The 26015-nt window shown below is 68.9% G+C and carries 26 protein-coding genes; 10 read left to right on the forward strand and 16 right to left on the reverse strand.

From position 1 onward, the window contains the following. Positions 1–98: 98 nt before the first annotated feature. A complete protein-coding gene (locus PP359_RS03010; protein WP_347417268.1) occupies positions 99–1262 on the forward strand; it encodes a glutamate--cysteine ligase in 1164 nt (387 codons plus the stop codon). Between the two features lie 99 nt (positions 1263–1361). After that, positions 1362–2096, forward strand: a complete 735-nt coding sequence (locus PP359_RS03015) for an SGNH/GDSL hydrolase family protein (RefSeq protein ID WP_499249877.1) — start codon at positions 1362–1364, stop codon at positions 2094–2096. Positions 2097–2100: 4 nt separating this feature from the next. Here the strand turns inward: PP359_RS03015 and ffh are convergent, their stop codons facing one another. Further along, a complete protein-coding gene (gene ffh, locus PP359_RS03020) occupies positions 2101–3651 on the reverse strand; it encodes a signal recognition particle protein (protein WP_112931392.1) in 1551 nt (516 codons plus the stop codon). A gap of 67 nt (positions 3652–3718) precedes the next feature. After that, positions 3719–4267 carry a TetR/AcrR family transcriptional regulator gene (locus tag PP359_RS03025; protein ID WP_347417266.1) on the reverse strand — a complete coding sequence of 183 codons (549 nt, stop codon included), beginning with the start codon at positions 4265–4267 and terminating at the stop codon, positions 3719–3721. 73 nt (positions 4268–4340) lie between these two features. Here PP359_RS03025 and lipB point away from each other — a divergent pair, with 73 nt between their 5' ends. Next, positions 4341–4988 carry a lipoyl(octanoyl) transferase LipB gene (gene lipB / locus PP359_RS03030; protein WP_295774616.1) on the forward strand — a complete coding sequence of 216 codons (648 nt, stop codon included), beginning with the start codon at positions 4341–4343 and terminating at the stop codon, positions 4986–4988. Continuing rightward, on the forward strand, positions 4985–6013 hold the full coding sequence (gene lipA, locus PP359_RS03035; RefSeq protein ID WP_083868029.1) for a lipoyl synthase: 1029 nt from the start codon (positions 4985–4987) through the stop codon (positions 6011–6013). The genes lipB and lipA overlap by 4 nt, the downstream gene beginning before the upstream one ends. Before the next feature lie 24 nt (positions 6014–6037). Here lipA and PP359_RS03040 read toward each other — a convergent pair whose 3' ends face one another. From PP359_RS03040 to smc, 3 genes are all read right to left on the reverse strand, one after another. Next, the gene (locus PP359_RS03040) at positions 6038–6538 is read right to left on the reverse strand and encodes a DUF2004 domain-containing protein (RefSeq protein WP_036320573.1); all 501 of its coding nucleotides are present in this window, start codon (positions 6536–6538) and stop codon (positions 6038–6040) included. Positions 6539–6586: 48 nt separating this feature from the next. After that, positions 6587–7459, reverse strand: a complete 873-nt coding sequence (gene ftsY / locus PP359_RS03045; RefSeq protein WP_036320575.1) for a signal recognition particle-docking protein FtsY — start codon at positions 7457–7459, stop codon at positions 6587–6589. A gap of 65 nt (positions 7460–7524) precedes the next feature. Next, positions 7525–11031: a chromosome segregation protein SMC gene (gene smc, locus PP359_RS03050; protein ID WP_499249878.1), complete on the reverse strand. Its 3507-nt coding sequence runs from the start codon at positions 11029–11031 to the stop codon at positions 7525–7527. Positions 11032–11430: 399 nt separating this feature from the next. Here smc and PP359_RS03055 point away from each other — a divergent pair, with 399 nt between their 5' ends. Genes PP359_RS03055 through PP359_RS03065 form a run of 3 tightly spaced genes read left to right on the forward strand, consistent with a single transcriptional unit; the run spans position 11431 to position 13776 of the window. Continuing rightward, a complete protein-coding gene (locus PP359_RS03055; protein WP_255266054.1) occupies positions 11431–11562 on the forward strand; it encodes a hypothetical protein in 132 nt (43 codons plus the stop codon). Positions 11563–11620: 58 nt separating this feature from the next. Further along, positions 11621–12706: a GNAT family N-acetyltransferase gene (locus PP359_RS03060; protein ID WP_039416900.1), complete on the forward strand. Its 1086-nt coding sequence runs from the start codon at positions 11621–11623 to the stop codon at positions 12704–12706. Next, positions 12703–13776: a GNAT family N-acetyltransferase gene (locus PP359_RS03065; protein ID WP_499249879.1), complete on the forward strand. Its 1074-nt coding sequence runs from the start codon at positions 12703–12705 to the stop codon at positions 13774–13776. Before PP359_RS03060 ends, PP359_RS03065 begins: the two co-directional genes overlap by 4 nt. Here the strand turns inward: PP359_RS03065 and mutM are convergent. The 6 genes from mutM to PP359_RS03095 all read right to left on the reverse strand — a co-directional run bounded on the left by mutM (position 13769) and on the right by PP359_RS03095 (position 18898). Continuing rightward, positions 13769–14674, reverse strand: coding sequence for a bifunctional DNA-formamidopyrimidine glycosylase/DNA-(apurinic or apyrimidinic site) lyase (gene mutM, locus PP359_RS03070; RefSeq protein ID WP_499249880.1), 906 nt, complete (start codon positions 14672–14674; stop codon positions 13769–13771). The two genes, PP359_RS03065 and mutM, sit on opposite strands and share 8 nt — an antisense overlap. Next, positions 14667–15347, reverse strand: coding sequence for a ribonuclease III (gene rnc / locus PP359_RS03075; protein ID WP_499249881.1), 681 nt, complete (start codon positions 15345–15347; stop codon positions 14667–14669). Before rnc ends, mutM begins: the two co-directional genes overlap by 8 nt. A 28-nt stretch (positions 15348–15375) precedes the next feature. Then, positions 15376–15585, reverse strand: coding sequence for a 50S ribosomal protein L32 (rpmF, locus tag PP359_RS03080; protein ID WP_005050211.1), 210 nt, complete (start codon positions 15583–15585; stop codon positions 15376–15378). Between the two features lie 2 nt (positions 15586–15587). Next, on the reverse strand, positions 15588–16082 hold the full coding sequence (locus PP359_RS03085) for a YceD family protein (protein WP_239640009.1): 495 nt from the start codon (positions 16080–16082) through the stop codon (positions 15588–15590). A gap of 106 nt (positions 16083–16188) precedes the next feature. Then, positions 16189–16686: a pantetheine-phosphate adenylyltransferase gene (gene coaD / locus PP359_RS03090; protein WP_036285302.1), complete on the reverse strand. Its 498-nt coding sequence runs from the start codon at positions 16684–16686 to the stop codon at positions 16189–16191. 34 nt (positions 16687–16720) lie between these two features. Further along, a complete protein-coding gene (locus PP359_RS03095) occupies positions 16721–18898 on the reverse strand; it encodes an ATP-dependent DNA helicase RecG (RefSeq protein ID WP_499249882.1) in 2178 nt (725 codons plus the stop codon). A gap of 93 nt (positions 18899–18991) precedes the next feature. Here PP359_RS03095 and PP359_RS03100 point away from each other — a divergent pair, with 93 nt between their 5' ends. Together PP359_RS03100 and rsmD are read left to right on the forward strand one after the other, a co-directional pair. Further along, positions 18992–19585, forward strand: coding sequence for a 1-acyl-sn-glycerol-3-phosphate acyltransferase (locus PP359_RS03100; RefSeq protein WP_135949123.1), 594 nt, complete (start codon positions 18992–18994; stop codon positions 19583–19585). Positions 19586–19594: 9 nt separating this feature from the next. Then, complete coding sequence (gene rsmD, locus PP359_RS03105) at positions 19595–20155, forward strand: 16S rRNA (guanine(966)-N(2))-methyltransferase RsmD (protein ID WP_499249883.1); 561 nt, start codon at positions 19595–19597, stop codon at positions 20153–20155. A 52-nt stretch (positions 20156–20207) separates the two neighbouring features. Here the strand turns inward: rsmD and thiL are convergent, their stop codons facing one another. Next, positions 20208–21191 carry a thiamine-phosphate kinase gene (gene thiL, locus PP359_RS03110; protein WP_499249884.1) on the reverse strand — a complete coding sequence of 328 codons (984 nt, stop codon included), beginning with the start codon at positions 21189–21191 and terminating at the stop codon, positions 20208–20210. A gap of 22 nt (positions 21192–21213) precedes the next feature. Here thiL and PP359_RS03115 point away from each other — a divergent pair, with 22 nt between their 5' ends. Further along, a complete protein-coding gene (locus tag PP359_RS03115; RefSeq protein ID WP_036318211.1) occupies positions 21214–21693 on the forward strand; it encodes a DUF3515 family protein in 480 nt (159 codons plus the stop codon). A gap of 18 nt (positions 21694–21711) precedes the next feature. Here PP359_RS03115 and PP359_RS03120 read toward each other — a convergent pair whose 3' ends face one another. From PP359_RS03120 to murA, 4 genes are read right to left on the reverse strand one after another with little or no spacing between them, the layout of a single operon-like run. Beyond that, entirely contained in the window at positions 21712–22794 is a 1083-nt protein-coding gene (locus PP359_RS03120) for a D-alanine--D-alanine ligase family protein (protein WP_294944127.1), read from the reverse strand. Continuing rightward, positions 22694–23830: an NAD(P)H-dependent glycerol-3-phosphate dehydrogenase gene (locus PP359_RS03125; protein ID WP_112931379.1), complete on the reverse strand. Its 1137-nt coding sequence runs from the start codon at positions 23828–23830 to the stop codon at positions 22694–22696. Before PP359_RS03125 ends, PP359_RS03120 begins: the two co-directional genes overlap by 101 nt. Beyond that, positions 23820–24608 carry a lysophospholipid acyltransferase family protein gene (locus tag PP359_RS03130; protein WP_039415523.1) on the reverse strand — a complete coding sequence of 263 codons (789 nt, stop codon included), beginning with the start codon at positions 24606–24608 and terminating at the stop codon, positions 23820–23822. The genes PP359_RS03125 and PP359_RS03130 overlap by 11 nt, the downstream gene beginning before the upstream one ends. After that, on the reverse strand, positions 24605–25963 hold the full coding sequence (murA, locus tag PP359_RS03135) for a UDP-N-acetylglucosamine 1-carboxyvinyltransferase (protein ID WP_499249885.1): 1359 nt from the start codon (positions 25961–25963) through the stop codon (positions 24605–24607). Before murA ends, PP359_RS03130 begins: the two co-directional genes overlap by 4 nt. Between the last annotated feature and the right edge of the window lie 52 nt (positions 25964–26015).

Genomic DNA, 26015 nt, shown 5'->3' on the forward strand with positions numbered 1-26015 from the left:
GCGCCGGATAGAGGGTCGAGCGAACGGTCCAGCGTCCTATTTTGCCAGATCGGGACGGATGCCGCGAACCATCGCCGCAGGCGTGTCAGACTGTGCCCATGACGGTGCCCTTCGCGACATCCCGCCGTTCCTCCGTCGGAGTCGAATGGGAGCTGATGCTCGCCGACGAGCGCACCGGCGACCTCGTCCCCCGCGCGCCGGAGGTCCTGGCTGCGGTGGGTGGCGGAGCGGCCCTCGAGCGCCACACGATCACGGGCGAGCTGCTGACCAACACCATCGAGGTCACGAGCGGCGTCGGCGACACCGTGGCGGCGGTCATCGACGACATCGCCGACGCCATCGCCGAGATCCGCACCGCGACCGACCCCCGCGGCATCGCCCTCCTGTGCGCCGGCAGTCATCCGTTCGCGCAGTGGTACGAGCAGGGCGTCACCGACAAGACCAGGTATCACAAGCTCATCGAGCGCACCCAGTGGTGGGGGCGGAACATGATGATCTGGGGCATCCACGTCCATGTCGGCGTGGAGGACGTGAACAAGGTGTTCCCGATCATCGGTGCCCTCACGGCCTACCTGCCGCATCTGCAAGCGCTGTCGGCGTCGAGTCCGTTCTGGGCGGGCGAGCGCACCGGGTACGCCTCCAATCGCGCGTTGGTCTTCCAACAACTCCCCACCGCCGGGCTGCCGTGGCCGCTGACCGCGTGGTCGCAGTACGAGGCATACCTCGATGACATGGTGCGCACGGGCGTCATGGAAGACGCCACCGAAGTGCGGTGGGACATTCGTCCGGCGCCGAAATGGGGCACGATCGAGGTGCGGGCGTGCGACGGCATGTCGACGCTCCCGGAGTTGGCAGCGGTGGCCGCACTGGTCCAGGTTCTCGTGGAGCACTTCTCGCGTGAGCTGGACGCCGGACGCGAACTGCCGATGCTGCAGCCGTGGTTCGTCCGGGAGAACAAGTGGCGGGCGGCGCGATACGGCACCCAGGCGCGGGTCATCGTCGACCGTGACGGCACGCAGCGTCCCGTCTCGGAGCACCTGCGCGAGACGATCGATGCCTTGGCCGACGTCGCGGTCGACCTGCACTGCGCGCGCGAGCTCGCCGGCGTCGCGACGATCCTCGACGAAGGCGGCAGTTCGGCGCGTCAGCTGCTGGTCGCTGATGCCGCCGACGGAGACCTTCGCGCCGTTGTGCACCATCTGATCCGCGAGTTCCGGGCGGGCCCGACGCTGCACGACCACCTCGCCTCCCGCCTTCCCTGACGATGGGGCGAGCGCGCGCGCCGGTGCGCTGACGTGTTCCCGACGAGACCAGATCTGCGACAAAGGGCTTTCACATCCTGTCCGACGTAGAGTGACGTCGTGTCCGTCCGCAGGTTCGCCCCGACGACCGCGACGAGCGCTGCCGTGGTCAGCATCGCGGTGCTCACGATGGCGGGATGCGGCGTGTCGGCACCGGATCGACCCGTTGCCGCGTCGCCCGCGGATTCGGTGCCGGCGGCGGCCGTCGACGCCGCGCGAGTCCCCGCACCCGCACCGAGCGGCGTCGTCGTCACGATCGGGGACTCGATCATGGCCGGTCTCGGTCTCGACCCCGATCAGGCGTGGCCGTCTCTGGTCGCCGCCGACACCGGCGCAGACATCGTGAACCTCGGTTGCAGTGGCGCGGGCTTCACGATCACCGGTGACTGCGGCGATGACTACGCCGGTCTCGTGCAGCAGGCGATCACTCTGCGTCCCGCGATCGTGATCATCCAGTCCTCCGACAACGACAGCGGCGCATCGCAGGACGAGATCGACGCGTCGACGCGGGCGGCGGTCGACCAGCTGCGGGCCGCGCTGCCCGACGTGCAGCTGATCGGGATCGCCACGCTCTGGCATCTGGATTGGGACGAGCCCGACGCCATCGGTTGGTCCAGTGAGGCCCTCCAGCGCGCCGTGTCGGATGACGACGGCGTCTTCGTCTCCCTCGGCCAGCCGCTGCGAGGCCGCCCGGAGCTGCTGCAGTGGGACGGGGAGCATCCCAACAGCGACGGGCAGATCGTGCTCAGCGACGCCGTGGAGGCCGCGTTGGACGATGCGGGCGTCGTCCTGTGAGCGCTCAACTCTTGCCGAACAGCTTCTGAATCTCCGCGAGGTCGGCCTCGCTCGGCGGCGCCGCGGGGGTGCCGAGTCCGAAACCCGAGCCGGTCGGGGCGCTGGCGGCAGCGGCCAGTCCGGCGTTCTCCGCGGCGCGCTTGGCGGGGTTGCCCGATCGTGAGCCGGCGCGGGACTTCTGCTTCCCGCGCTTCGTGGATGCGCCGGGCTTACCGCCCATCGGACCCATGCCGGGGATGTTGGGCACACCGCCGCGCGCGACGGTCTTCATCATCTTCGCTGCCTGTTCGAAACGCTGCACCAGCTGGTTGACATCGGTGACGGTCATCCCGGATCCACGGGCGATGCGAAGTCGCCGCGAGCCGTTCAGGACCTTGGGGTTGCGGCGCTCCCCCGGTGTCATGGACCGGATGATCGCTTCGGTGCGATCGATCTCGCGGTCATCGAAGTTCTCGAGCTGCTGTTTCATCTGCCCCATGCCGGGAAGCATGCCCAGCATCTTCTTCATCGAGCCCATCTTCTTCATCTGCTGAAGCTGCTCGAGGAAGTCTTCGAGGGTGAACTGCTCGGTCGCGAGCTTCTCCGCGACCTTGCGAGCCTCCTCCTCGTCGAAGGCCTGCTGCGCCTGTTCGATGAGCGTCAGGATGTCGCCGAGATCGAGGATGCGACTGGCCATGCGGTCAGGATGGAACGCCTCGAGGTCCTCGAGGTTCTCGCCCGTGGAGGCGTAGATGATCGGGCGGCCGGTCACCGAGGCCACGGACAGGGCGGCACCACCGCGCGCATCGCCGTCGAGCTTGCTCAGCACCACACCGGTGAAGTCGACACCGTCTTGGAAGGCCTTCGCCGTGTTCACGGCGTCCTGACCGATCATCGCGTCGATGACGAAGAGCACCTCGTCGGGATCCGTCGCCGTGCGGATATCGGCCGCCTGCTTCATGAGCTCGGCATCCACACCGAGCCGTCCCGCGGTGTCGATGATCACGACATCGTGCTGCTGGCGGCGCGCCGTCTCGACGCCGTCACGCGCGACGCGAACCGGGTCGCCGACGCCGTTGCCCGGTTCGGGTGCGTAGATGGCGGCGCCGGCGCGCTCGGCAACGACCTGCAGCTGGTTGACGGCGTTCGGACGCTGGAGGTCGGCGGCCACGAGCAGCGGCGTGTGCCCGTCTTTCTCGAGCTGTCGGGCGAGCTTGCCGGCGAAGGTGGTCTTGCCGGATCCCTGGAGGCCGGCCAACATGATCACGGTGGGCGGGGTCTTCGCGAACTGCAGACGACGCTGCTGACCACCCAGAATCGCGACGAGCTCTTCGTTGACGATCTGCACGACCTGCTGGGCAGGGTTGAGGGCGCGATTGACCTCGTCGCCGAGAGCACGCTCGCGAACCTTCGCCGTGAACTCCTTGACGACGACCAGTGCCACGTCCGCATCGAGCAGGGCGCGCCGGATCTCTCGGACGGTGCCGTCGACGTCTGCGGGGCTGAGCTTGCCCTTCGTGCGAAGGTTGCGGAAGGTCTCTGTCAGCCGATCGCTGAGGGTGCCGAAAGTCGCCATGATCCCCTGATTCTACGGGAAGCCCCTCGCCGGCTCTGCGCTGCTGAGGCGGAGCCGGTGGCCCCGGTCACTGCGACGCGGCGGCGGCCGCCAGTGCGCGCTCGACCAATCCGCTCAGCGCCGGGCGGGGAGCCTCGGATGCCGCCCATGCCCAGACGGCGGCGAACACGGCGGCCGACAGGGCGGCGGCGTGCACGTCGGCCTCGAGGCGCGACGCGCCCGCGGCGACCAGGTTGTCGGACACGGCGCGACTGAGGACCCCCGTACGGATCGCCCGCTCGTCGGCGAGCTCATCGGACAGCCCCATCACCGCGCCGTGGATGATGGCCAGTGCGAGGCTGTCGGCTTCGATGTCGCACACCGCCGCCCGCAGGGCAGCCGTCGGAGCTGCGCCGGCGCGCAACGCGTCGACCGCACGGCGGATGCCGTCGTCGAGCGCCGCCCACAGGACGGCGGACTTCGACGAGAAGTAGTTGAAGAAGCTCGATCGACTCACGCCCGCGCGCTGCGTGATGGCGGCGATCGTCGTCTCCGCGAATCCCCGTTCGAGAAAGAGCTCTGTCGCCGCCTCCGCGATCGTGGAGCGTGAGGTGACGCGCGGGCGACCCGAGGACATCTGTCCACTGTAGCGAGGCGTATTGTTGGACGCGGTCCACAAACACCGCCCTCCATTCGCGAAGGAGCCCACCATGCTCGACGTGCAGACCGTCGGCCTCGCGCCCGACTTCATTGCGTACACCGACGGGTGGGCGCTGCAGCGCGACATCCACGCCGACGTCGTCGCCGGGCAGCGCCCCGACACGCTGCTGCTCCTGGAGCATGAGGCCGTCTTCACCGCGGGTGCGCGCACAGCGCGAAACGAACGGCCCACCGACGGTACGCCGGTCGTCGATGTGGACCGCGGCGGCAAGATCACGTGGCACGGACCCGGCCAGCTCGTCGGCTACCCGATCGTTCGACTCACCGAACCCGTGGACGTCGTCGCCCACGTGCGCCGGCTCGAGCAGATCCTCATCGACGTGCTGGACACGCTGGGCGTCGACGGCTACCGCGTCGAGGGACGCTCCGGCGTCTGGGTGCGCCGCCCGCTCTCCGAGGACAAGATCGCAGCGATCGGCGTCCGCGTCCAGCGCGGCGTCACGATGCACGGCTTCGCCCTCAACTGCGACAACTCGCTTCGTCCTTTCTCCCAGATCGTGCCGTGCGGCATCTCGGACGCCGGGGTGACGACCATCAGCGAGGTGCTGGGTCGCGACGTCTCTCCCGCCGACGTGCACGCTGCGGTCGCCGACGCTTTCCGCGCTTCGTTCGCCGCGCCCGCGGAGGTGGCCGCGTGAGCGCCTGCGGAATCACCCCGACCGGCGGCGAGGCCGGCCCCGCGAACGTCCCCGAGGGCCGGAAGCTCCTGCGCCTCGAGGTGCGCAATGCGCAGACGCCGATCGAGCGAAAGCCCGAGTGGATTCGCACGAAGGCGAAGATGGGTCCGGAGTACCAGGCGCTGCAGTCGCTCGTGAAGGGCGAGGGGCTGCACACGGTCTGCCAGGAAGCGGGATGTCCCAACATCTACGAGTGCTGGGAGGATCGGGAGGCCACCTTCCTGATCGGTGGGTCGCAGTGCACGCGGCGCTGCGACTTCTGCCAGATCGATACCGGCAAGCCGGCCGACTACGACACGGATGAGCCGCGACGCGTCGCCGACAGCGTGCGTCGCATGCAGCTGCGCTACGCCACCGTCACGTGCGTCGCGCGCGACGACCTCCCGGATGGCGGCGCCTGGCTCAATGCCGAGACCATCCGGCAGATCCATGCCGTCAATCCGGGAACCGGCGTCGAACTGCTTGCCACGGACTTCAACGGGGAGCCTCGTCTCCTCGATGAGGTGTTCGCGGCTCGTCCCGAGGTCTTCGCGCACAACGTCGAGACCGTTCCCCGTATCTTCAAGCGCATTCGGCCCGCCTTCCGGTACGAGCGCTCGCTCGACGTGCTCACGCAGGCGCGGGCCGCAGGGCTGATCACGAAGTCGAACCTCATCCTCGGCATGGGCGAGGAGCCGGAGGAGGTCATCCAGGCCCTCCAGGACCTGCACGAGGCCGGCACCGACATCATCACGATCACTCAGTACCTGCGGCCCTCGCCTCGGCACCTTCCGGTTGCGAGGTGGGTGAAGCCGGACGAGTTCGTGGCGTTCAAGCAGGAGGCAGAGCGGATCGGCTTTCTCGGCATTCTGGCCGGTCCCCTGGTTCGATCGTCCTACCGGGCGGGGCGGCTGTGGGCCCAGTCGATGGTCGCCAAGGGACGGGAAATCCCGGCACACCTGTCGCACCTCGCCGACACCGAGCTCGGCTTCGCGCAAGCGGTGTGAGGCGCGCGGCACCGCGGACGACGGTCAGTCGGCGCTGGTGACCGACTGCACGTCGCCGTCGCTGGTCAGATTCACCAGCAGCACTTCATCGGTGGCGTCGGGGTCGAGGGCGTACTCGAGGACGGCGAAGGGATCCGTTCCACCGTGCTCGTCGGCGAGGATCGTCATGCTCACGAGCTGCAGCGACCGGATGATGTCGATGTGCGTGTCGCCGGAGATGTCGACGAGGACGTCTTCCAGATCTTCTCCCAGCGCCTCCTGCTGCTGAAGGAGGTACTCGGTGACCTCGCTGGTACGGTCGTCGAGCTCGGCCACCATCGCGTTGCGGGCCTGCAGGTCGATCTGCTCCAGCGCGTTGATCATGGCGGCCGCGACATCGAGTGCGGCGGCGGAGACGTCGTCCTGATCGGGTGCGGTCAGATCGACGGTGACCCGCTGGTCGGCGAAGTCGACGACCTCGGACCAGAAGATGGATCCGTCCGGCCCGGACTCCAACAGCCCGAAGTAGTCGTGCTCGATCGCCATGACCCTATGCAACCATCCTCGGCGTCCGTGCGCGACCCCGCTGCGCGATCAGTCCACGAGCGCCGAGGCGAACACGTGCGGCGTGAAGCCGGTCAGGTCACCGACGCCTTCACCCTGGCCGAGGAGCTTGACGGGGATGCCGGTGCGTTCCTGAACGGCGAGAACGAAGCCGCCCTTGGCCGAACCGTCGAGCTTCGTGATCACGAGACCGGTGACGCCGGCGTGCTGGAGGAAGGCCTCGGCCTGCATGACGCCGTTCTGCCCCGTAGTCGCATCGAGAACGAGCAGCACCTCGCTGATGGGCGCCTGCTTCTCGATGACGCGGCGGATCTTCGTGAGCTCGTCCATGAGCCCACCCTTCGTGTGGAGGCGTCCGGCGGTGTCGACGAGGACGATCTCGACGCCGTTCTGCTTGGCGTAGTCGATGGTCTGGAAGGCGACCGATGCCGGGTCCTGGCCCTCGTGCTGGGGGCGGACGATCGCCGCTCCCCCCCGCTCTGCCCACGTGGCCAGCTGATCGACGGCCGCCGCACGGAAGGTGTCGGCGGCGCCGACGACGACGGAACGACCATAGCGCTGGAGGAACTTCGCGAACTTGCCGATCGTGGTCGTCTTGCCGACGCCGTTCACCCCGACGACGAGGACGACAGCGGGACGTTCGGTGAGCCGGAGGGTGGTGTCGAATTTCGCGAAACGCTCTTCCAGGGTCTCTTTGAGCATCCGCTGGAGATCGCGCGGATCGGTCGTGCGGAACCGCTCGACCTTCTCACGGAGCTCGTCGACGATCCGCTCGGTGATGTCGGGACCGAAGTCGGCGGTGAGAAGTGCCGTCTCGAGGTCCTCCCACGTGTTGTCGTCGATCGTCGGCTTCACAAACATGCCGCGCAGGGCGCGGCCGAGCGACCAGGAGTTCTCCGCCATGACTTCAGCCTACGGGTCGGCGCGCTCCACCCCTCTCGCCGCGACGTATGCCCGCGTTCTGGGGATCACGCGTCGGCGCGTTCGCGGACGCGCTGACCGACCACCGCGGAGACGCCGTCCTGCCGCATCGAGACCCCGTAGAGCGCGTCCGCGATCTCCATCGTGCGCTTCTGATGGGTGATCACGATCAGCTGGCTGGACGCGCGGAGCTTCTCGAACACGCCGAGCAGTCTGCCGAGATTGGCGTCGTCAAGGGCGGCTTCGACCTCGTCGAGGATGTAGAAGGGGCTCGGTCGCGCCATGAAGATCGCGGTCAGCAGCGCGACGGCGGCGAGAGAGCGCTCTCCGCCGGACAGCAGCGACAGACGCTCGATCTTCTTGCCGACGGGACGCACCGAGACCTCGATCCCCGTCGTCAGAGGATTGTCCGGGTCGGTCAGGGAGATGCTGCCGGAGCCGCCCGGGAACAGAATCGGGAACACCTCGCCGAAAGCGACGCGCGTGTCTTCGAAGGCCGCGAGGAAGATGGTCTGCATGCGTTCGTCGAGCTCCGCGATGATCGTCTGCAGGTCGGAGCGCGTCTGGACGAGATCGGCGAGCTGCTCGGTGAGGAACGCGTGCCGCTGCTCGAGCGCGGCGTACTCCTCGAGCGCGAGCGGATTGACGCGCCCGAGCTGGCCGAGCTTGCGCTCGGCATCCTGCAGTCTCTTGCGCTGCGCCGCCCGGTCGTACGCCACGCCCTCTTCGCCTTCGTCCGAGGGCAGCGGAACATCGGGGCCGTATTCCGCAACCAGAATATGTTCGTCGAGGCTCAACTCGGATCGGACGCGGTCCAGCAGACTCGTGACGTGCAGGCGTTTCTCGTGCATCTGCAACTCGAGTCCGTGGACGCTTTCGGTGAGTCGCCCGAGCCGCTCGCGCACGGTCGCCTCCTCGGCGCGCAGGGAGGTCAGTTCGGCGGTCAGCGCGGTGCGTGCCTGCTCGGCGAGTTGAAGCTCCACGCGTGCCTGGGTGACCGAACGATCGACCGAGTCCAGTACCGGCGGCAGCGCATCTGCGACCTCGGCCGCCAGCGCACGCTGTGCACGACGGATCACGGCGCGGCGGGCGGCCTCCGCCGCCGCCGCGCGCTCGCGTTCGCGCTGGCGCACGAGCTGATCGACACGTCCCTCTCCGGCGCGCACGCGCTCGCGCAGCGTCTCGACATCCAGACGTGCGCGCATCTCGCGGTCGCGCGCACTCTCCAGAGCGTCGAGCAGACCGTCACGCGCGGAGGCGTCCAGGATCGGACGGGGAGCCTGCTGGGCACCCTCGAAGGCGTCGTTGGCGACGCGTGCTGCTCTCTCGGCATCCGCGACCGCGGACGACGCCTGAGCGAGCCCGGCCTCCAACCGCTCGCACTCTGCGACGGCTGCCTCATGACGCACGGTGGCGCGGTTGACCTGCTCGGTGTGCGCCGCGAGGGCGGCATCGTGTTCGCGCAGGCTCTGAAGCGCATCCTTCGTCCGCGCCCGTGCGTCGTTCCAGGTCGTCTGGGCGTCCGAGAGAGCCTCGCGGAGCGAGTCTGCGACGACCGTGATCTCCGCGAGGCGTTCGGCGGCGGCATCTCGCTCCGCCGCCAGCTCCAGCCGCGAGCGTCCGGCCCCGGAGCCGGCGTGGATCGTGTACGACGTCACCCGCTCGCCCGCGCGCGTGACGATAGTCGTCGCGGCATCCGGAACGTCGATGATCCTGCGGCGGACGGCGTGCGCGGAATCGAGGTCGTCGACGATCAGGACACGGGCGAGGATGCCGAGGATGCCGGCCGGTGCAGTCACCACCTCCGCAGCGGCGATCGCTCCCTCGGGGATCGCCGCCGCCGGCGCACCCGCTTCCACGTCGGCGATCGTGATGTCGAGCCGGCCGAGGTCGGCGTCGCGCGCAGCGCGAGCGGCGGCGATACCCGCGTCGATGTCGTCGACGAGCAGCCCCTCCGCGAGCGCCCCCAGCGCGGCTGCGATCGCCGCTTCGTACCCCGAGCGCACCTTGACCGCGTCGCCGACCAGGCCGCGGATGCCGGCGCCTCCGACCGCGATCATCTCGGCCGCGGCGTTGCGGACATCCAGCGCCCGTCCGAGCGCCGCGGTCTGCGCCGTCAGGGATTCGCGTTCGCGTTCGGCGGCGTGAAGCCGCTCACGGATCGCCCCGACCTCGTTCTCGGCGGCGGTGGCGTCGCGCTGCGCACGCTCGTAAGCGGCAGCGTGCTCGGCAGAGGATCCCTCGGTGACCAGTTCGGGATCGACCCCTGCGAGTGCCTCTTCCGCTTCTGCGCGCCGCGCCAGGGCCGCGTCGAGCGCACGCTGCTGGCGTTCGACGCCCGCGCGCACGGCCTCCAGGCGGGATGCTGCGGCATCTGCGGCTCCGCGAAGTTTCGTGATGCGCATGTCGTGCGCGGACACGAGCGCGCTCTGGGCCGCGATGTCGGAGTCGAGCGCGTCGAGTTCGGCACGGGCCCGCATCACGTCGCGCGCGGCCGCCTCCGCGGCATCCTGAGCGCCTCCGAGTCCGGCCGAGATCTCATCGATCTCCGCCCGTGCCTCGTCGATCGCGGCCTGGCTGACCGTGGCGACCTCGATCCCGAGCGTGCCGTCGTCTTCGAGCAGAGCGAGACGCTGGCCCGCGAGCGAGAAGAGACCGCGCAGTCGCTCCTGCACGCGTTCCAAACCGAAGGCGACGGCCCGCGCCGCATCCACGGCTTCCGAGCGCTGCTGCGCCTCCAGCGCATCGATGCGCAGCTTCAGCTGCTCCGACTGATCCTGCAGCACGAGGCGCTCGGCGCTGCGCTCCTGCTCGGTGCGGGCGTGGTCGGCGAGCTGCGCACGCAGACCGACCAGTTCATCAGCGAACAGGCGGGCCTTGGCGTCACGCACCACTGCCGCGATCGTCGCCGCCTCGCGAGCGATCTCCGCCTGCTTGCCGAGCGGCTTCAGCTGTCGACGCAGCTCTCCGGCAAGGTCGCTGAGTCGCGTGAGATTCGCCTCCATCGCTTCGAGCTTGCGAAGAGTCTTCTCCTTGCGTCGACGATGCTTCAGGATGCCGGCGGCCTCCTCCACGAAGCCGCGACGGTCCTCGGGGCTCGCTTGCAGCACGCTGTCCAGACGGCCCTGGCCCACGATCACGTGCATCTCGCGCCCGAGCCCGGAGTCGCTCAACAGCTCCTGCACATCGAGCAGGCGGCAGCTCGCGCCGTTGATCGCGTACTCACTGGTTCCGTTGCGGAACAGCGTGCGGCTGATCGTGACCTCGCTGTACTCGATCGGCAGCGCCCCGTCGCTGTTGTCGATCGTCAACTGCACCTCGGCGCGGCCGAGCGGACCGCGCGTAGAGGTGCCCGCGAAGATGACGTCTTCCATCTTCCCGCCGCGAAGGGTCTTCGCGCCCTGCTCGCCCATGACCCAGGCGAGAGCGTCGACCACGTTCGACTTGCCGGAACCGTTCGGACCGACGATGCAGGTGACGCCGGGCTCGAGCGCGAAAGTGGTCGGTTGCGCGAACGACTTGAAGCCTTTGAGCGTCAGGCTCTTCAGGTGCATCCGCGGGTCCTCCTGGGTGATCGTCCACCCACGCTAGCGGAACGACACGCGGATCCTCGCTTGACGCGCGTCGAGAACACCCGCTATCGTCACAGATCGCGTCTGAAGTCGAGAAAGGAGGTCCCCGACATGATTCGTATGAACGCCACCGGCCGCATCGCATCCGCGATGCGTTCCTTCTGGTTCCGTGAGCCCGCGGGGGCCGTCTCCTTCGACGCCTTCCGCGGCGCCTGCTGACGCGATCAGAGGAGAACTCCGCCCTCGCCTCGTCGAGGTGCGAGTTCGCTCTCGCACACAGCCTTCCGGCACCCACGACTTCTCGTTGCGTGTGCCCCCGCCGCAGCCCGGCCTCTCACTCTGCCCGCCGCGCATCCGCGCGCACCCACCGAAAGCACCACGATGCATACCTTCATCGCGTCGGTCCTGCACGCCAACGACCCCGAACGCCGCCGCATCCGTCTCGCCGAGCGCGAGCGCGAGCAGCGCGAGCTCGAATGGCAGCGTCGCCGACAGATCCTTCCGTACCTCTGATCCGCCCCGGGCCGGGGCGTCCGACCGCGACGCCCCGGCCCCATCTCAAGGACATCTCATGACCACCGCGATTCCCGGACTCCAGTTCCGCCCCCTCACGATCCCTGCCTCCATGGATGCCGGCGACGCCGCCGACTTCCGCGAGTTCACCCGCGTACGCAACCTCGTCTATCGCGAGATCGCCGGCAACGACGACGACGCGATGACCCCGGAAGAACTGCTGCCGCATTACCAGCCGGATCCGAACGAGATCCGTCGTGCGTGGGCGGTGATCGTCGACGACGAGTTCGTCGGTCGCGTCGGCGTCGATCTGCCGCTGGAAGACGGATCTCGCACCGCCTTCTGGCTTGTCGAACTGCTCCGCTCGTACCACGGTCGCGGCATCGGATCCGCCGGCTACGCCCTGATCGAGCAGACCGCACGCGAACACGATCGCACGATCCTGCAGTCGTGGGCGCAGCATCCGGATGCCGACGGCGAGCGGTTGAGTGCACCCACCGGCTACGGAACGATTCCGCGCGACCATGCGGCGCGCTTCTACCTGCGCCACGGCTACACCCTGGAACAGATCGAGCGTCAGAGCGAGCTGATCCTCGCGGGCGCCGACACGAACATCGACCGCCTGCTCACCGAGGCTGTGACGGCATCGGGCGGATACCGCGTCGTCCAATGGCAGGGCGTGACGCCGGCGGCGCATGTCGAGGCGTACGCCTGGATGAAATCCCGCATGTCGACGGACGCACCGAGCGCCGATCTCGACTTCGACGAGGAGAACTGGGATGCCGAGCGGGTCGCTCGCCACGACGCCAAGTACGTCCAGTCGGGCCGCACCAAACTCGTCACCGCGGCCCAGCATATCGACAGCGGTCACCTGGTGGCATTCAACGAGCTCGTCCTCGGCACCGATGCGACCGGTCCGAGTCACCAGGAGGACACCCTGGTGCTTCGCGAGCACCGAGGCCATCGGCTCGGACAGCTCGTCAAGTGCGCGGGCCTGCAGACCTGGCGCCGCGATGTCGCCCCGCAGTCGCCGAAGGTCATCACCTACAACGCGGAGGAGAACCGGCCGATGCTCGACATCAACGAGAGAATCGGCTTCGTGCCCGTCGCCTACAACGGGGCATGGAAGAAGGTGCTGACGTGATCGATGTCACCGTCCGCTCCATCCGGGTACCGCACTCGATCGATGCACCGGAAATCGTGGACCTCGAGGCGGTGCGGCAATTGCGCAATGCGCACGCCGCTCACGTGCATGGCTCGAGCGCCTATGACCTGACGCTCCCTCAGGTTCTGGCCGCGTGGCAGGATCAGTCGGATCGCCCGGTGATCGGACGTCTCGCGGAGCGCAACGGCCTCATCCTCGGTACGGCGAGCGTCGATCATCTCCCCGATGCGCAGTCTCGGACCGCGGGCGTGATGGTACGTGTGCACGCAGAACACCGCCGTCAGGGCATCGGCACGCGTCTGCTGCGCGAGGCCGAGGCCATCGCAGCCGAGTTGGGCCGCTCGGTGCTGCAGTCCTGGACCGAACACAGGCATTCCGGCGGTGCGGGCCTGCGGGCATCGACCGGATTCGGATCCGTGCCCCGCGATGCGACGGCGATGTTCGCACGGAGACGGGGGTTCCGGTTGGAGCAGGTCTATCGTCAGAGCACCCTCGACCTCAGGTCCACTGCCCTTCACACGGATGCGCTCTGCGCGCGTGCGCGCACCCACGCCGGCGACGACTATCGCTACCTGTTCTGGCTCTCGCCCACGCCCGCAGCTCTTGCGCCCGCGCTGGCCGACCTGAAGTCGCGAATGGCCACCGACGCCCCCTCGGGCAACGTCGACGTCGAAGACGGCGAGTGGGATGCCGAGCGCATCGCGCGCATCGAGGCACACGACGCCGTCGGCGGTGTGCGGCGCCTGATCGGGGCGGTGCGGCATGAGCCGTCAGGAGTGCTCGTCGCGCTGAACGAGCTGAACGTCTCACCGGCCGATCCGACGATCGCGCACCAGAACGACACGCTCGTACGCGCGGAACATCGCGGTCGCCGGCTGGGCACGTGGGTCAAGTGCGCGACCCTCGCGCGCCTGCGCGAGTTCTTTCCGCAGGTGACGCACGTCGAGACCTACAACGCCGAGGAGAATGAACCAATGCTCGTGATCAACGAGGCCATCGGGTTCACGCCGGTGTCCTGTGCCGGCGAGTGGCAGAAGCGTCTCAGCTGAGGCGCTGGCAGCGTGGACAGTAGTGGCTGGACCGGTTCATGAACGATGCGCGCACGATGGGACGTCCGCATCGCGGGCAGGGCAAGCCGTCCCTGCCGTAGACGTTGAGCGAATGAGCGAAGTAGCCGGCCTGGCCGTTGACATTCACATACTGCGCGTCGAAGCTGGTTCCGCCTTCGGCCAAGGCCTTCAGCAGCACGGCCCGCACCTCGGCGAACAGGCGGGTCACGTCGCGCTCGTTGAGGGCAGCGGCGGGCGACTCGGGGTGGATCCGCGCAGCCCACAGCGCCTCATCCGCGTAGATGTTCCCGACGCCGCTGAGCACGGTCTGATCGAGAAGCACGCGTTTGATCGCGGAACGCTTCGCCCGCACGCGATCCCGGACGGCGGCGTCATCGAAGGCGTCATCGAGCGGGTCTCGCCCGATTTGGGCGACTTGCGAGGGGACGAGCGCCTCGGCGCTCCCCCACCCGCCGGCATGGCCGTCGGCGGTGGGCACCAGTTCATCGATCGCGAGGGATCCGAAGGTCCGTTGGTCGGCGAACACCACGGCGAGCTCTCCGTGCTCAGGGTGATCGATATCGATGCGCACGCGTTCGTGACGCTCCGCAGGCGCGCCCGGAGCACGCAGCAGCATCTGACCGCTCATCCCGAGGTGGGCGATGATCGCACGACGGGCCCTAGCGGATGCCGGAGCCAACGGCATCCACAGGAACTTCCCGCGCCGCGCCACGCTCGTCACCCGTCGACCCACCAGCTCGCGTTCGAACGAGACGGCGTCGCCGTCGTGGCGCGTCAGCGCTCGCGGGTCCCGCGCATCGACCCCGATGATGCGGGCGCCGGCAAGCGCCGGGGCGAGTCCAGCGCGGACGACTTCGACTTCGGGAAGCTCAGGCACGATCGCTGAGAAGGCGCCAGAGCGTCAGCGCCGCAGCCATCTCCGCCTGCTTCTTGCTGGAACCGACGCCCGCCGCAGACGCCTCGCCGACGCTCACCGTCGCGGTGAACACGCGATTGTGATCGGGGCCTTCGGCGGTGATCACGTACGACGGCGGCGCGAGGTTGAGCCGCGCTGCGAGCTCCTGGAGGCTCGTCTTCGGATCCATCGCGGCGCCGTAGCGGTCGGGGTCCGCCATCAGCGGCTCGACGAGGCGCAGCACGAGTGCCGTGGCCGCTTCCGGCCCGGAGGAGAGGAATGTGGCGCCGATGACCGCTTCCATCGTGTCGGCGAGGATCGAGTCCTTGTCGCGCCCACCGGTCTGATCCTCACCGCGTCCGAGACGCAGGTGCGCGCCGAGGTCGATACCGCGGGCGACCTCGGCGAGAGCGACGGTGGAGACCACGCTCGCCCGGCGCTTGGCCAGGGCACCCTCTTCCAGTTCAGGGTGCGTCAAGAACAGGTGCACCGTCACCGCTTGACCGAGGATCGAGTCCCCGAGGAACTCCAGTCTCTCGTTGTGCGGGATCCCGCCGTTCTCGTAGGCGAACGAGCGGTGTGTCAGCGCAACCGACAGAAGCTCGGGGTCGATATCGACCCCGAGCTTGTCGGAGAGCACACGGTGCTCGATCACGGCATCCGCCATCAGATGGCCGCCGCGATCAGATGTCTGCGACCTTGCGGCCCTTGTACTCGAGGAACAGCTCGGTACCCTGCGAGTCGGTCACGACCTTCGCCTGGTGGGGACGGCTGTAGACGACCTTGCCGTTCTCGACGGTCTTGACGAGCGTGGGCGCCTCGGCCTTCCACTGTGCGCGACGCGAACGAGTGTTGGAGCGGGAGACCTTCCGCTTCGGGGGGTTACCTGCCATGGCTAGCTCTTCTCTGTGTCGGTGGCGACGCGGCTCGAGGCCTCGTCGTCAGGGTCTGGGGTGAGGGCCTTCAGCGCGGCCCAGCGCTCGTCGATCGGAATCTCCGGCACGGTTCCTGCGGCCAGCCTCTCACCCGTGATGGGGTCGAGCCCCGGGCAGTCCGGCTGGCACACCGGCTGGAACGGAAGCGAGAGGACGATCGCATCCCTGACCGGAGTTTCAAGATCCACGTGGTCGTCTTGAACCTCGAAGTCGATCGCTTCCGTCCCAGGATACCCGAAGAGCTCTTGAAACTCGACTTCGACAGGCCGGGCGATGTCGGTGAGGCATCGGCCGCAGACCCCGGAGTACTCGGTGTCGATCTCGGCGGTCACCAGAATGCCCTCGTGGACCGACTCGAGACGAACGGCCAGCTCGATGGGCTCACCCTCGGCAACGGACACGAGTCCCTCGCCCCATTTCGCCGGCGCGGGGACCTCGATGTCGAACTCGCGCATCTCCCCCGCACGATGCGAGATATCGCGCACCGGGAACACGAACGGACCGCTCACATGCTTTCTGACCACCACGCAATGCTAGCCGCCCCGCGGGCATCGACGGCGGTCAGCCCGCCCGTCCCCCTGTATCGAGGAAGCGGGCGACCGGCCCCGGTACGAACGGCGAGACATCGCCGCCCAAAGCGGCCACTTGTCGCACGAGAGAACTCGACACCAGTGCGTGCGCAGGGTCGGGCAGCAGGAACACCGTCTCGATCTCGGCCAGGTGCCGGTTGACGATCGCCATCGGCGTCTCGTAGGCGACGTCGATCTGCGACCGGATGCCCTTGACGAGCACGCCGGCGTCGACGTCCTGGGCATAGTCGACCAGAAGCCCGACGCTCCAGGAGGCGACGACGACATTGCCTTCCACGCCTTCCTCCCCGATCGACTGCTCGAGCAGACTCAGCCGCTGTGCGATCGGCAGCATGGCCTCTTTGCCCGGGTTGTGTACGACGAGCACGTGCAGCTCGTCGTACAGGGCCGCGGCGCGGCGGATGACGTCGAGATGTCCGAGGGTCGGCGGATCGAACGAACCGGGGACCACCGCGATGCGGTTGTTCATGCCGCCAGCCTAGCGGCGTCACTTTCGAGCCCCATCAGCTCTTGGACAGGGCCGCCCGTTCCTGTTGCCCGATGCGCCGCTCGATCGCTGCGACGAGGCCGGGGTGCTCTTCGAGCATCGGGTCGCGGGAGAGCACGTCTGCCGCCGCCGCACGGGCTCGCGCGATCAGATCGGCATCCTGGACGACCCGAAGAAGCCGCAGAGAGGTGCGCGCCCCCGACTGGGCATCTCCGAGCACGTCGCCCTCTCCGCGCAGTTCGAGGTCGATCTCGGCGAGCAGGAAGCCGTCCGTCGTGGAGGCGACCGCCTCCACGCGAGACCGGGCCGGCGTCCCTTCCGGCGCCTCCGTGACGAGAAGACACAAGCCGGCGACCGCACCGCGACCCACCCGCCCGCGAAGCTGGTGCAGCTGCGAGACGCCGAACCGATCGGCCTCCATGATGATCATCGTCGAGGCATTGGGCACGTCGACGCCGACTTCCACCACCGTGGTCGCCACGAGGACGTCGATCTGGCCGGCCGCGAACGCCTGCATGACGGCATCCTTCTGCTCCCCCGGCATCTTCCCGTGAAGGATCTCGACGCGCAGGCCGTCGAAGAGGGGGATGCCGTCGAGCATCTGTGCGACCTGGACGACACCCCATCGTGTGCGCGGCTGTTCGCCCTCGGGCGCGCCCACATCGACGGGAACGTCCTCCGCGGCATCCTTCGCCGTGGTACCGACGGCTTCGGCGTCGATGGCGGCGCAGACGACGAAGACCTGGTGTCCGGCGGCCACCTCCTCGGCGGCGCGCTCCCACACGCGTCCGAACCAGCCGGGCTTCTCCGCGAGCGGTGCGACGTGCGTCGCGATGCCCGCTCTCCCGCTCGGAAGGGTGCGGATGGTGGAGACGTCCAGGTCTCCGAACACGGTCATCGCGACCGTGCGAGGAATGGGTGTCGCGGTGAGCACCAGCACGTGCGGCGCCGTCCCCTTCGCTCGCAGCGTCTCGCGCTGCTCGACGCCGAAACGGTGCTGCTCGTCGACGACGACGAGCCCCAGGTCGGCGAACGTCGTCGACGCGCTCAGCAGGGCATGCGTTCCCACGACGATCCGCGCCTGTCCCGACGCCACCCGCAACGCCGCTTTGCGCCGTTCGGTGGCGGGCAGCTGCCCGGTCAGCAGAGTAGGCATCAGATCCGGAGCGAGCTGCGGTCCCAGCATCCGCGCGATCGAGCGCACGTGCTGCGCCGCGAGCACCTCGGTGGGGGCGATCAGCGCAGACTGCCCACCGGACTGCGCGACCTGCAGCATGGCGCGCAGCGCCACGAGCGTCTTTCCCGAACCGACCTCTCCCTGAACAAGACGGTTCATCGGCCACGGACCTTCCAGATCGGCGGCGATCTGCGCACCGACGGCCTCCTGGTCGGGGGTCCGGGTGAACGGCAGGCGCGAATCGAAGTCGTCCAACAGTGCGCCGGCCGGACGCGAGGTCGCGGCCATCGCCCGCACGGTCTGCCGCTGCTGGAGCAGCGCGGTCTGCAGGATGAACGCCTCGTGCATGCGCAGCGTGCGCCGCGCGTCGTCGATCTGCTCGAAGCTCTCGGGCGCGTGGATCCGCCGCAGAGCCGTGGTCGCATCGAGCAGACCCTCATCGGCGCGCAGGGAGTCGGGCAGCGGGTCGGAGACCGGCGCCAACGCAGCCAGCACCGTGGCGACGGCCTTCTGCACCTGCCATGTCGCCACCGTGCTGGTCGCCGGGTAGATGGGAATCGGGGTGTGCTGCTGCGCCTGGGCGTTCAACCTCGCCGCGTCGGCATCGTCGAAGAGCGTGTAATCGGGATGAGCCAGCTGCTGGTGCCCCTGGAACTGGCCGACCTTCCCCGAGAACATCCCCTGACGGCCCACCTGGAGATCGTTGGCGCGCCACGCCTGGTTGAAGAACGTGAGCGTCAGTGCTCCCGCGCCGTCGCTGATCACGACCTCGAGAAGAGAACCGCGCCGTTGACGCATCTGTCGCGACGATACCGAGCGCACTTCGGCGACGATCGTGACCTGCTCGCCCAGCGGCAGAGAGTCGATCGGCGTGAGCTCGCCGCGTCGGGCGTATCGCCGCGGGTAGTGCGTCAGGAGATCGGCCACCGTGCTCATGCCGAATGCCCGATCGAACAGCTTCGCGGTCGCAGCTCCCAGCGCATCGACAAGAGCGGTGTCGAGCGTGATCGCGGGCATGCTCCGAGTCTATTGAGGCCCACCGACGCCGTAGCCGTCCCCGGGCGATCGGACATGCACGGATCGTCCAGGAGACACCCGTAGAGTCGGCTCGTGATCCGCCGCACCGTTGCCCGCGTGTTCTGGTCGTGCAGCCGGTGGCGGCTGGCGACGACCCCCGCTCCGGAGCGCCCCACCGTACTCATCGGCGCGCCGCACACGTCCAACTGGGACTTCGTGTTCATGCTCGCCATCTCGTGGCGTCTGGGGATGCGCATCCACTGGCTCGGCAAGGACACGCTCTTCCGCGGCTGGCGACGACCCGTCATGAACGCTCTCGGCGGCATCCCCGTCGACCGTGCCGACGCAGGCCGCGTGGTCGAGGACATCGTCGCCCGCATTCGCGCCGGGGAGGTCTTCGGCCTCGTGGTCACTCCCGACGGCACCCGCGGGGGCAACGCGTTCTGGAAGAACGGCTTCTACCGCATCGCCCGCGAGACAGGCATGCCGCTGACGCTCGGCTACGTCGACCGTACAACGATGACGACCGGGCTCGGGCCGACGCTCGCTCTCACGGGTGACGTCACCCGCGACATGGACGCCATCCGTGCCTTCTACGCCGACAAGGCGGGCTTTCGGCCAGAGCGCCGCACCGAGCCCCGGCTCCGCGACGAGACGGGCGCGGCGGGTCCGTCAGACCACGGTTAGGGTGAACACGTGACGCGCATCATCTCCGGAGCCGCCGGTTCGCTCACGCTCGGTGTCCCGGATGCCGGGACGCGCCCGACCAGCGACCGCGTGCGTGAATCGCTCTTCGGCGCTCTGGACGCGGCCGACATCGTCGACGGAGCCGCCGTGCTGGATCTTTTCGCCGGTTCGGGCGCCCTCGGGCTCGAGGCAGCCAGCCGGGGCGCGGCATCCGTCGATCTCGTCGAGAAGGCACCGCGCGCCGCGGCCGTCGCCGACCGCAACGCTCGCACCGTCGCGAAGGTGCTCCCGGGCACGCCGATCCGGGTGCACCGCAGCTCCGTCGAGGCGTACCTGCGGGCCGCCGCGGGCACGTTCGATCTCGTCTTCATCGATCCGCCGTACGACCTCGCCGACACCGAACTCGCTCGCGTGCTGGAACTGCTCGCGCCGCGACTGGCGCCCGACGCGCTCGTGGTCGTCGAGCGCGCGACCCGCTCCGGCGCCCCCACGCTGCCCGTCGCGCTGCAGTACGAGCGCGACAAGAGCTACGGCGACACGACGCTGTGGTGGGTGCGCCCGCAGTCCTGAGACGACGGCGGTCGACCGCGCCGTCGCCGGGGTGCGCGGCGCCTCGGCCGCATCAGCCGCGGGCCGCGTCCCAGTCCCGGTGCGGATCCCACCCGCCGACGCCGGCTGACGACGCACCTCCGACGGTGACGTGTGGCGTCGCGTCGGCGATCACGGTGCCGACACGCCAAAAACCCTCCGGCAGGGCGGCTCCGGACGGGAACGTGGCGAGCAGCTCGTGATCCTCCCCGCCGCGAAGCGCCATCTCGTCCAGCTCCGGGCTCAGATCGATCCGCACGCCGGACGCTTCCGCCATACGCGTCGCATCCAGCAGAAGTCCGTCGGACACGTCCATCATCGCGGTCGCGCCCGACCGCGCGGCCAGAGGACCGAGCGCGAGCGGCGGGCGCGGACGCAGCTGGGCAGCGAGATCGGCGCGCTCACGGTCGGTGAGGACCGACGGATCGACGGCGCGAGGGCGGCCCTCGGCATCGCGGAAGCGATCGAACAGCAGGGCCAGACCGCGCCCGGCCGCCCCCAGGTGCCCCGTCACCGCGACGACGTCACCGGGCCGCGCCCCGCACCGCCGCACCGGCTCGACGCCATCCAGCGCTCCGAGCACCGTGACCGCGATCGTCAGGGTGTCGGATGCCGCGAGATCCCCGCCCTCCACCGCGCATCCCGGCGCGAGTGCGTCGCACGCCGCCCGCAGTCCGCGCGCGAGAGCCTCGACGAACGCGACCGGCGTGTCATCGGGAAGCGTGAGAGCCACCACCAGCGCGATCGGGCGGGCGCCCATCGCGGCGATGTCGGAGAGGTTGACCGCGGCGGCCTTCCAGCCCAGGTCTTCCCCGCTCGACCACGCGAGCCGGAAATCGGGGCCGTGCACGAGCGTGTCGGTCGATACCACGACGCGGCCGTCCGGAGCCGCCAGCACCGCGGCATCGTCGCCGGGCCCGACGAGCGCGCGCGACGAGCCGTCGAGGACGGCGAAGATGCGCGACAAGAGCTGCCGCTCCCCCAGGTCGCGGATGGTCGGGGCGATCGGTGTGCTCACCGCTCCACGGTAGCCTGGAGTGATGTCCCGCTCGCGCCTGATCGTCGCCCCTCTGAGCGTGGCCGTGGCGCTCGGCATCGCCCTCGGTACCGCCGGCTGCAGCTCCACCGTCTCGATGACACCGGCGAAGGGAGCCAACGACCCGGCATGTGCGGCGGTGACCTCTCGTCTGCCGGCCACCGTCGACGGCCAGCCGCGCCGATGGACCGACGCCCAGGCCACGGGTGCGTGGGGCAGCCCCGCCAGCGTCCTGCTGACGTGCGGGCTCGACGCGCCTGGACCGTCGACGCTCGTCTGCCAGACCGTCGACGGCATCGACTGGCTGATGGATGATTCCGAGGCGCCGAAGTACCGGTTCACCACGTTCGGTCGTACCCCCGCGGTGCAGGTGTACCTCGACTACGACGTCGTCAGCGGACGCGACGTGCTCAGCGCACTGTCCTCCGCCGTACAGCAGCTGCCCACGGATGGCCGCAGCTGCATCGCCCGCCCGTCCTCCTAAGAGGACCCGTGCCGGTCGTCAGCGCACGCGCGCGAGATCGATCAGCTCGCTGATGAGGTCGCGGTAGCTCATTCCCGTCGCGATCCAGCACTTCGGAAACATCGAGATGGGCGTGAACCCCGGCATCGTGTTCACCTCGTTGACGAAGAACTCGGTTCCGGTGAAGAAGAAGTCGACTCGAGCCAGACCCTCGCCGCCCAGCGCCTCGAACGCACGGGCAGCGACGCGCTGCATCTCGGTGAGCTCACCACCCTGCAGCTGGGCGGGGCAGACGAGCTCGATGCCGGCGGCATCGAGGTACTTCGCCTCGAAGTCGTAGAAGTCCCGTCCCGTGATCACGATCTCACCGGCGACGCTGACACGCGGGGCATCGCCGTCTCGACCGGCAAGCACGCCGCATTCGACCTCGCGGCCGACAACCGCCTGCTCGACCAGCACCGTGCCGTCTTCGGCGAAGGCGGTCGCCAGAGCGGCATCCAGCTCGCTCCACTCGGACACCTTCGACACGCCGACGCTCGACCCGGCGCGGGCCGGCTTGACGAACGCCGGCAGCCCGAGCGCGCGGATGCGCCGGTGCCACAGGTCGCTGTCACGCGCCAGCGCCGCCTCGGTGACGGTGACCCAGGGAACGACGGGAACGCCGGCAGCCTTCAGAACGCTCTTGGTGGTGTGCTTGTCCATGCCGATCGCCGACATCAGCAGCCCAGCGCCGACGTAGGGCAGATCGAGCAGCTCGAGGAAGCCCTGGATCGTGCCGTCCTCGCCGAAGCGGCCGTGCAGGATCGGGAAGACGACGTCGACGTCGCCGAGGGATCGAATGCCGTCGGCATCCTGAACGCGCAGCTCGCGGGAGCGGATGGAGTCCGGCCACAGGATGCGGGTGCCGTTGTCGACGACTTCGGGCAGGCGCTCGGGATCGAGCGCGAACTTGTCGGGATCGTCGTCTTCGAGGACGAACGCCCCCTCGCGAGTGATACCTACCGGAATGACCTCGAAGCGGTCACGGTCGATCGCCTGAAGCACGCCGCCCGCCGTCGCGGAACTGATCGCGTGCTCGCTGGAGCGCCCTCCGAAGAGCACCGCCACTACCGCTTTGTCCATTCTGGGTCCTCTCGCCCGTGGGCTTGTCGTCGTCGGTGGTGAGATGCGGCGCGATGTCGCGGGGATTCATGGTGCCGTCCAGAACCATCTTGACCTGTTCCACGATGGGCATCTGCACACCGGAGGCGCGCGCCAGCTGCAGCACCGGCGCCACCGAGGCGAGCCCTTCGGCGGTCTGGTTCATCTGCTTGACGACGTCCTGGAAGCTGTAGCCCTGGCCGAGGAGTCGCCCGGCGGTGTTGTTGCGGCTCAAGGGGGACTGACAGGTCGCGATGAGGTCGCCGAGACCGGCGAGCCCCTGCAACGTCTCGGGCTGTGCTCCTTGGGCCACGGCGAAGTCGGTCATCTCCACGAGACCGCGTGTGATGATCGACGCCTTCGTGTTCTCGCCGTACCCGACGCCATCGACGATCCCGATGGCGACGGCGATGAGGTTCTTCAGCACGCCGCCGAACTCCGTGCCGATGACGTCCGTGTTCACGAACGTGCGGAAGTAGCCGTTGCGAGCGCGACGTGCGACGGCTTCGGCGGTCTCGCGACTGGTGGAGGAGATGACCGCTGCCGTCGGCTGCTCGCGGGCGATCTCCAGGGCGAGGTTCGGCCCGGACGCGACCGCGATGCGGCCCGCGTCGCAGTGCAGCTCCTCGGCGATCACCTCGCTCATCCGCCGTCCGCTGCGCTTTTCGACGCCCTTCATCAACGACACGATCGGGGCGTCGGTGTCGCGCACCAGAGGGCGCACCGCCTTCAGATTCTGCCGGAGGGCCTGGCTCGAGATCGCGAGGTAGACCTGCGACGCACCCTCCAGCGCCTCCGAGAGGTGCGTGGTCGCCGACATCGTGCGCGGCAGGTTGATGCCGGGCAGGTACTCGCTGTTGCGGTGCCCTTCCTGGATCTCCTGGGCCAGCTCCGCGCGGCGAGCCCACATCACCACGTGAGCACCGCCATCGGCGAGTACCTTGCCGAACGTGGTTCCCCAGCTGCCCGAGCCGATCACCGCGACCCGCGGCAACGCCGACTCGCCCCTACGCGTCAAGGCGGCCCGTCTCGTTCTGCCCGTGCGCAGACGGGTTCCACCGTTCGCTCGGCGGCTGTTCATCGCGCAAGGTGCCCAACAGCGCAGCGATGTCCGCCATCACGGCGTCGGTGGCGGCGATGAGGTTCGCAGACCCCGTCGCGCCGGGGCCGGTGAAGGCCGAGAGGTCGGTCGCCGGGCCGAGGGCAAGGCGAACGCGACGGCGCGGCGGCCAGAAGCGGAGCTTGCCGTACCGCGGGAGGATCTGCTGCACGCCCCACGTCGCGGCCGGGATGACGGGAATCGGCTCACCGGCGGCCAGCGCGAGGCGCACCGCGCCGGTCTTGCCGCGCATGGGCCACATGTCGGGGTCACGCGTGAGCGAGCCCTCCGGGTAGACGATGACGCCGCGGCCATGGGTCACCAGATCCTCCGACTGCTGAAGGGTCTGCTTCGCCGCGGCCGACGACGAGGCCCGGGCGACCGGGACCATGCCGGTCGCGCGCAAGGCCGCCCCGAGCACGGGAACGCGGAACAGGCTCTCCTTCGCCATGAACCGCGGTGCGCGGCCCATACGCCACGTGCCCACAGCGATGATCAGCGGATCGAACTCGCTGTAGTGATTCGGGGCCAGCACGTAGGGGCCTTCCGCCGGAAGGTGCTCCGCACCGCTGATCTCGATCTTCGCGAACCAGCCGACCGCCGGCACGATGATGGCCGCGAGCGGCCAGAAGACCGACGGACGCGTCTTCTCCGGAGAGGCCCGGCGCCGCGGCGCCGGGCGCGCCGTGCCCGTCATCCGACGACGTCGAAGTCGGCGCCGAGGATCGTGAGCTTCTCGAGGAACTTCTCGTATCCGCGACGAATGATGTCGACGCCCGCCACGCGCGAACGCCCCTGCGCCGCCAACGCCGCGATCACATAGCTGTAGCCGCCGCGGAGGTCCGGAACGACCACATCGGCGCCGTGCAGCGGCGTCGGGCCGGTGATCACCGCAGCCTGCTCCAGCGCGCGGCGCGCCACGCGGCGATCGGGACTGGCGATGCCCTCGGGATGCACGACGATGTCGGCTCCCATCTTGTTCAAAGCCTGCGTGAAGCCGAGCCGGTTCTCGTAGACGGTCTCGTGCACCGTGGAAACCCCTTCGGCCTGTGTGAGGGCGACGATGAGAGGCTGCTGCCAGTCGGTCATGAACCCGGGGTGCACGTCGGTCTCGACGACGACGGGCTTCAACGCTCCCCCACGACGGAAGCGGATGCCGTCCTCATGGATGTCGAAGTCGCCGCCGACCTTGCGGAAGACGTTGAGGAACGTGAGCATCTCTTGCTGCTTGGCACCGCCGACGAAGATGTCGCCATCGGTGGCCAGTGCCGCGCACGCCCACGATGCGGCCTCGTTGCGGTCGAAGATGCTCCGATGGTCGTAGCCGCGGAGGGTGTCGACACCCTCGATGAAGATCACGCGGTTGGGCTCGTACGAGATGATCGCGCCCATCTTCTGCAGCACGGCGATCAGGTCCATGATCTCGGGCTCGATCGCGGCATTGCGCAGTTCGGTCGTGCCCTTCGCGCGCACCGCGGTCAGCAGGACCTGCTCGGTGGCGCCCACGCTGGGGTACGGCAGGGCGATGTTCGCGCCCGTGAGTCCGTTCGGAGCAGACAGCCGGATGCCGCTGGGCAGCTTGTCGACCGTGGCGCCGAAGGCACGCAGCGCATCCAGGTGGAAGTCGATCGGACGGTCTCCGATGCGGCATCCGCCGAGGTCCGGGATGAAGGCCTGGCCGAGCAGGTGCAGCAGCGGGCCGCAGAAGAGGATCGGAATGCGGGACGCACCGGCGTGTGCGTCGATCTCTTCCATGTGCGCGGAGACCGCACCGCGCGGGTCCAGCCGCAGCACGCCTTCTCCGTCATCGGTGACAGTGACGCCGTGCACCTCGAGCAGAGAGCGGACGACCTTCACGTCGCTGATGTCGGGGACATCGTGCAGCACGCTCTCGGTCTCACCGAGCAACGCCGCCACCATCGCCTTCGTTGCGAGGTTCTTCGCGCCCTTGACCTCGACGCGCCCCCTCAGGGGTCGTCCGCCGCGGATCTCGAGGACCGAAACCTCGCCTCCGGCGGGTGTGGACGCCGAAGCGCTCAGAAGGGTGTTCATGGATCGGACCTCACAGTGTGTGTCGAGGACGGGGATGCGAAAGACAGATGTT

The sequence above is a fragment of the Sphingomonas sp. BLCC-B65 genome (genome assembly GCF_028550675.1).
Taxonomy (GTDB): Bacteria; Actinomycetota; Actinomycetes; order Actinomycetales; family Microbacteriaceae; genus Microbacterium.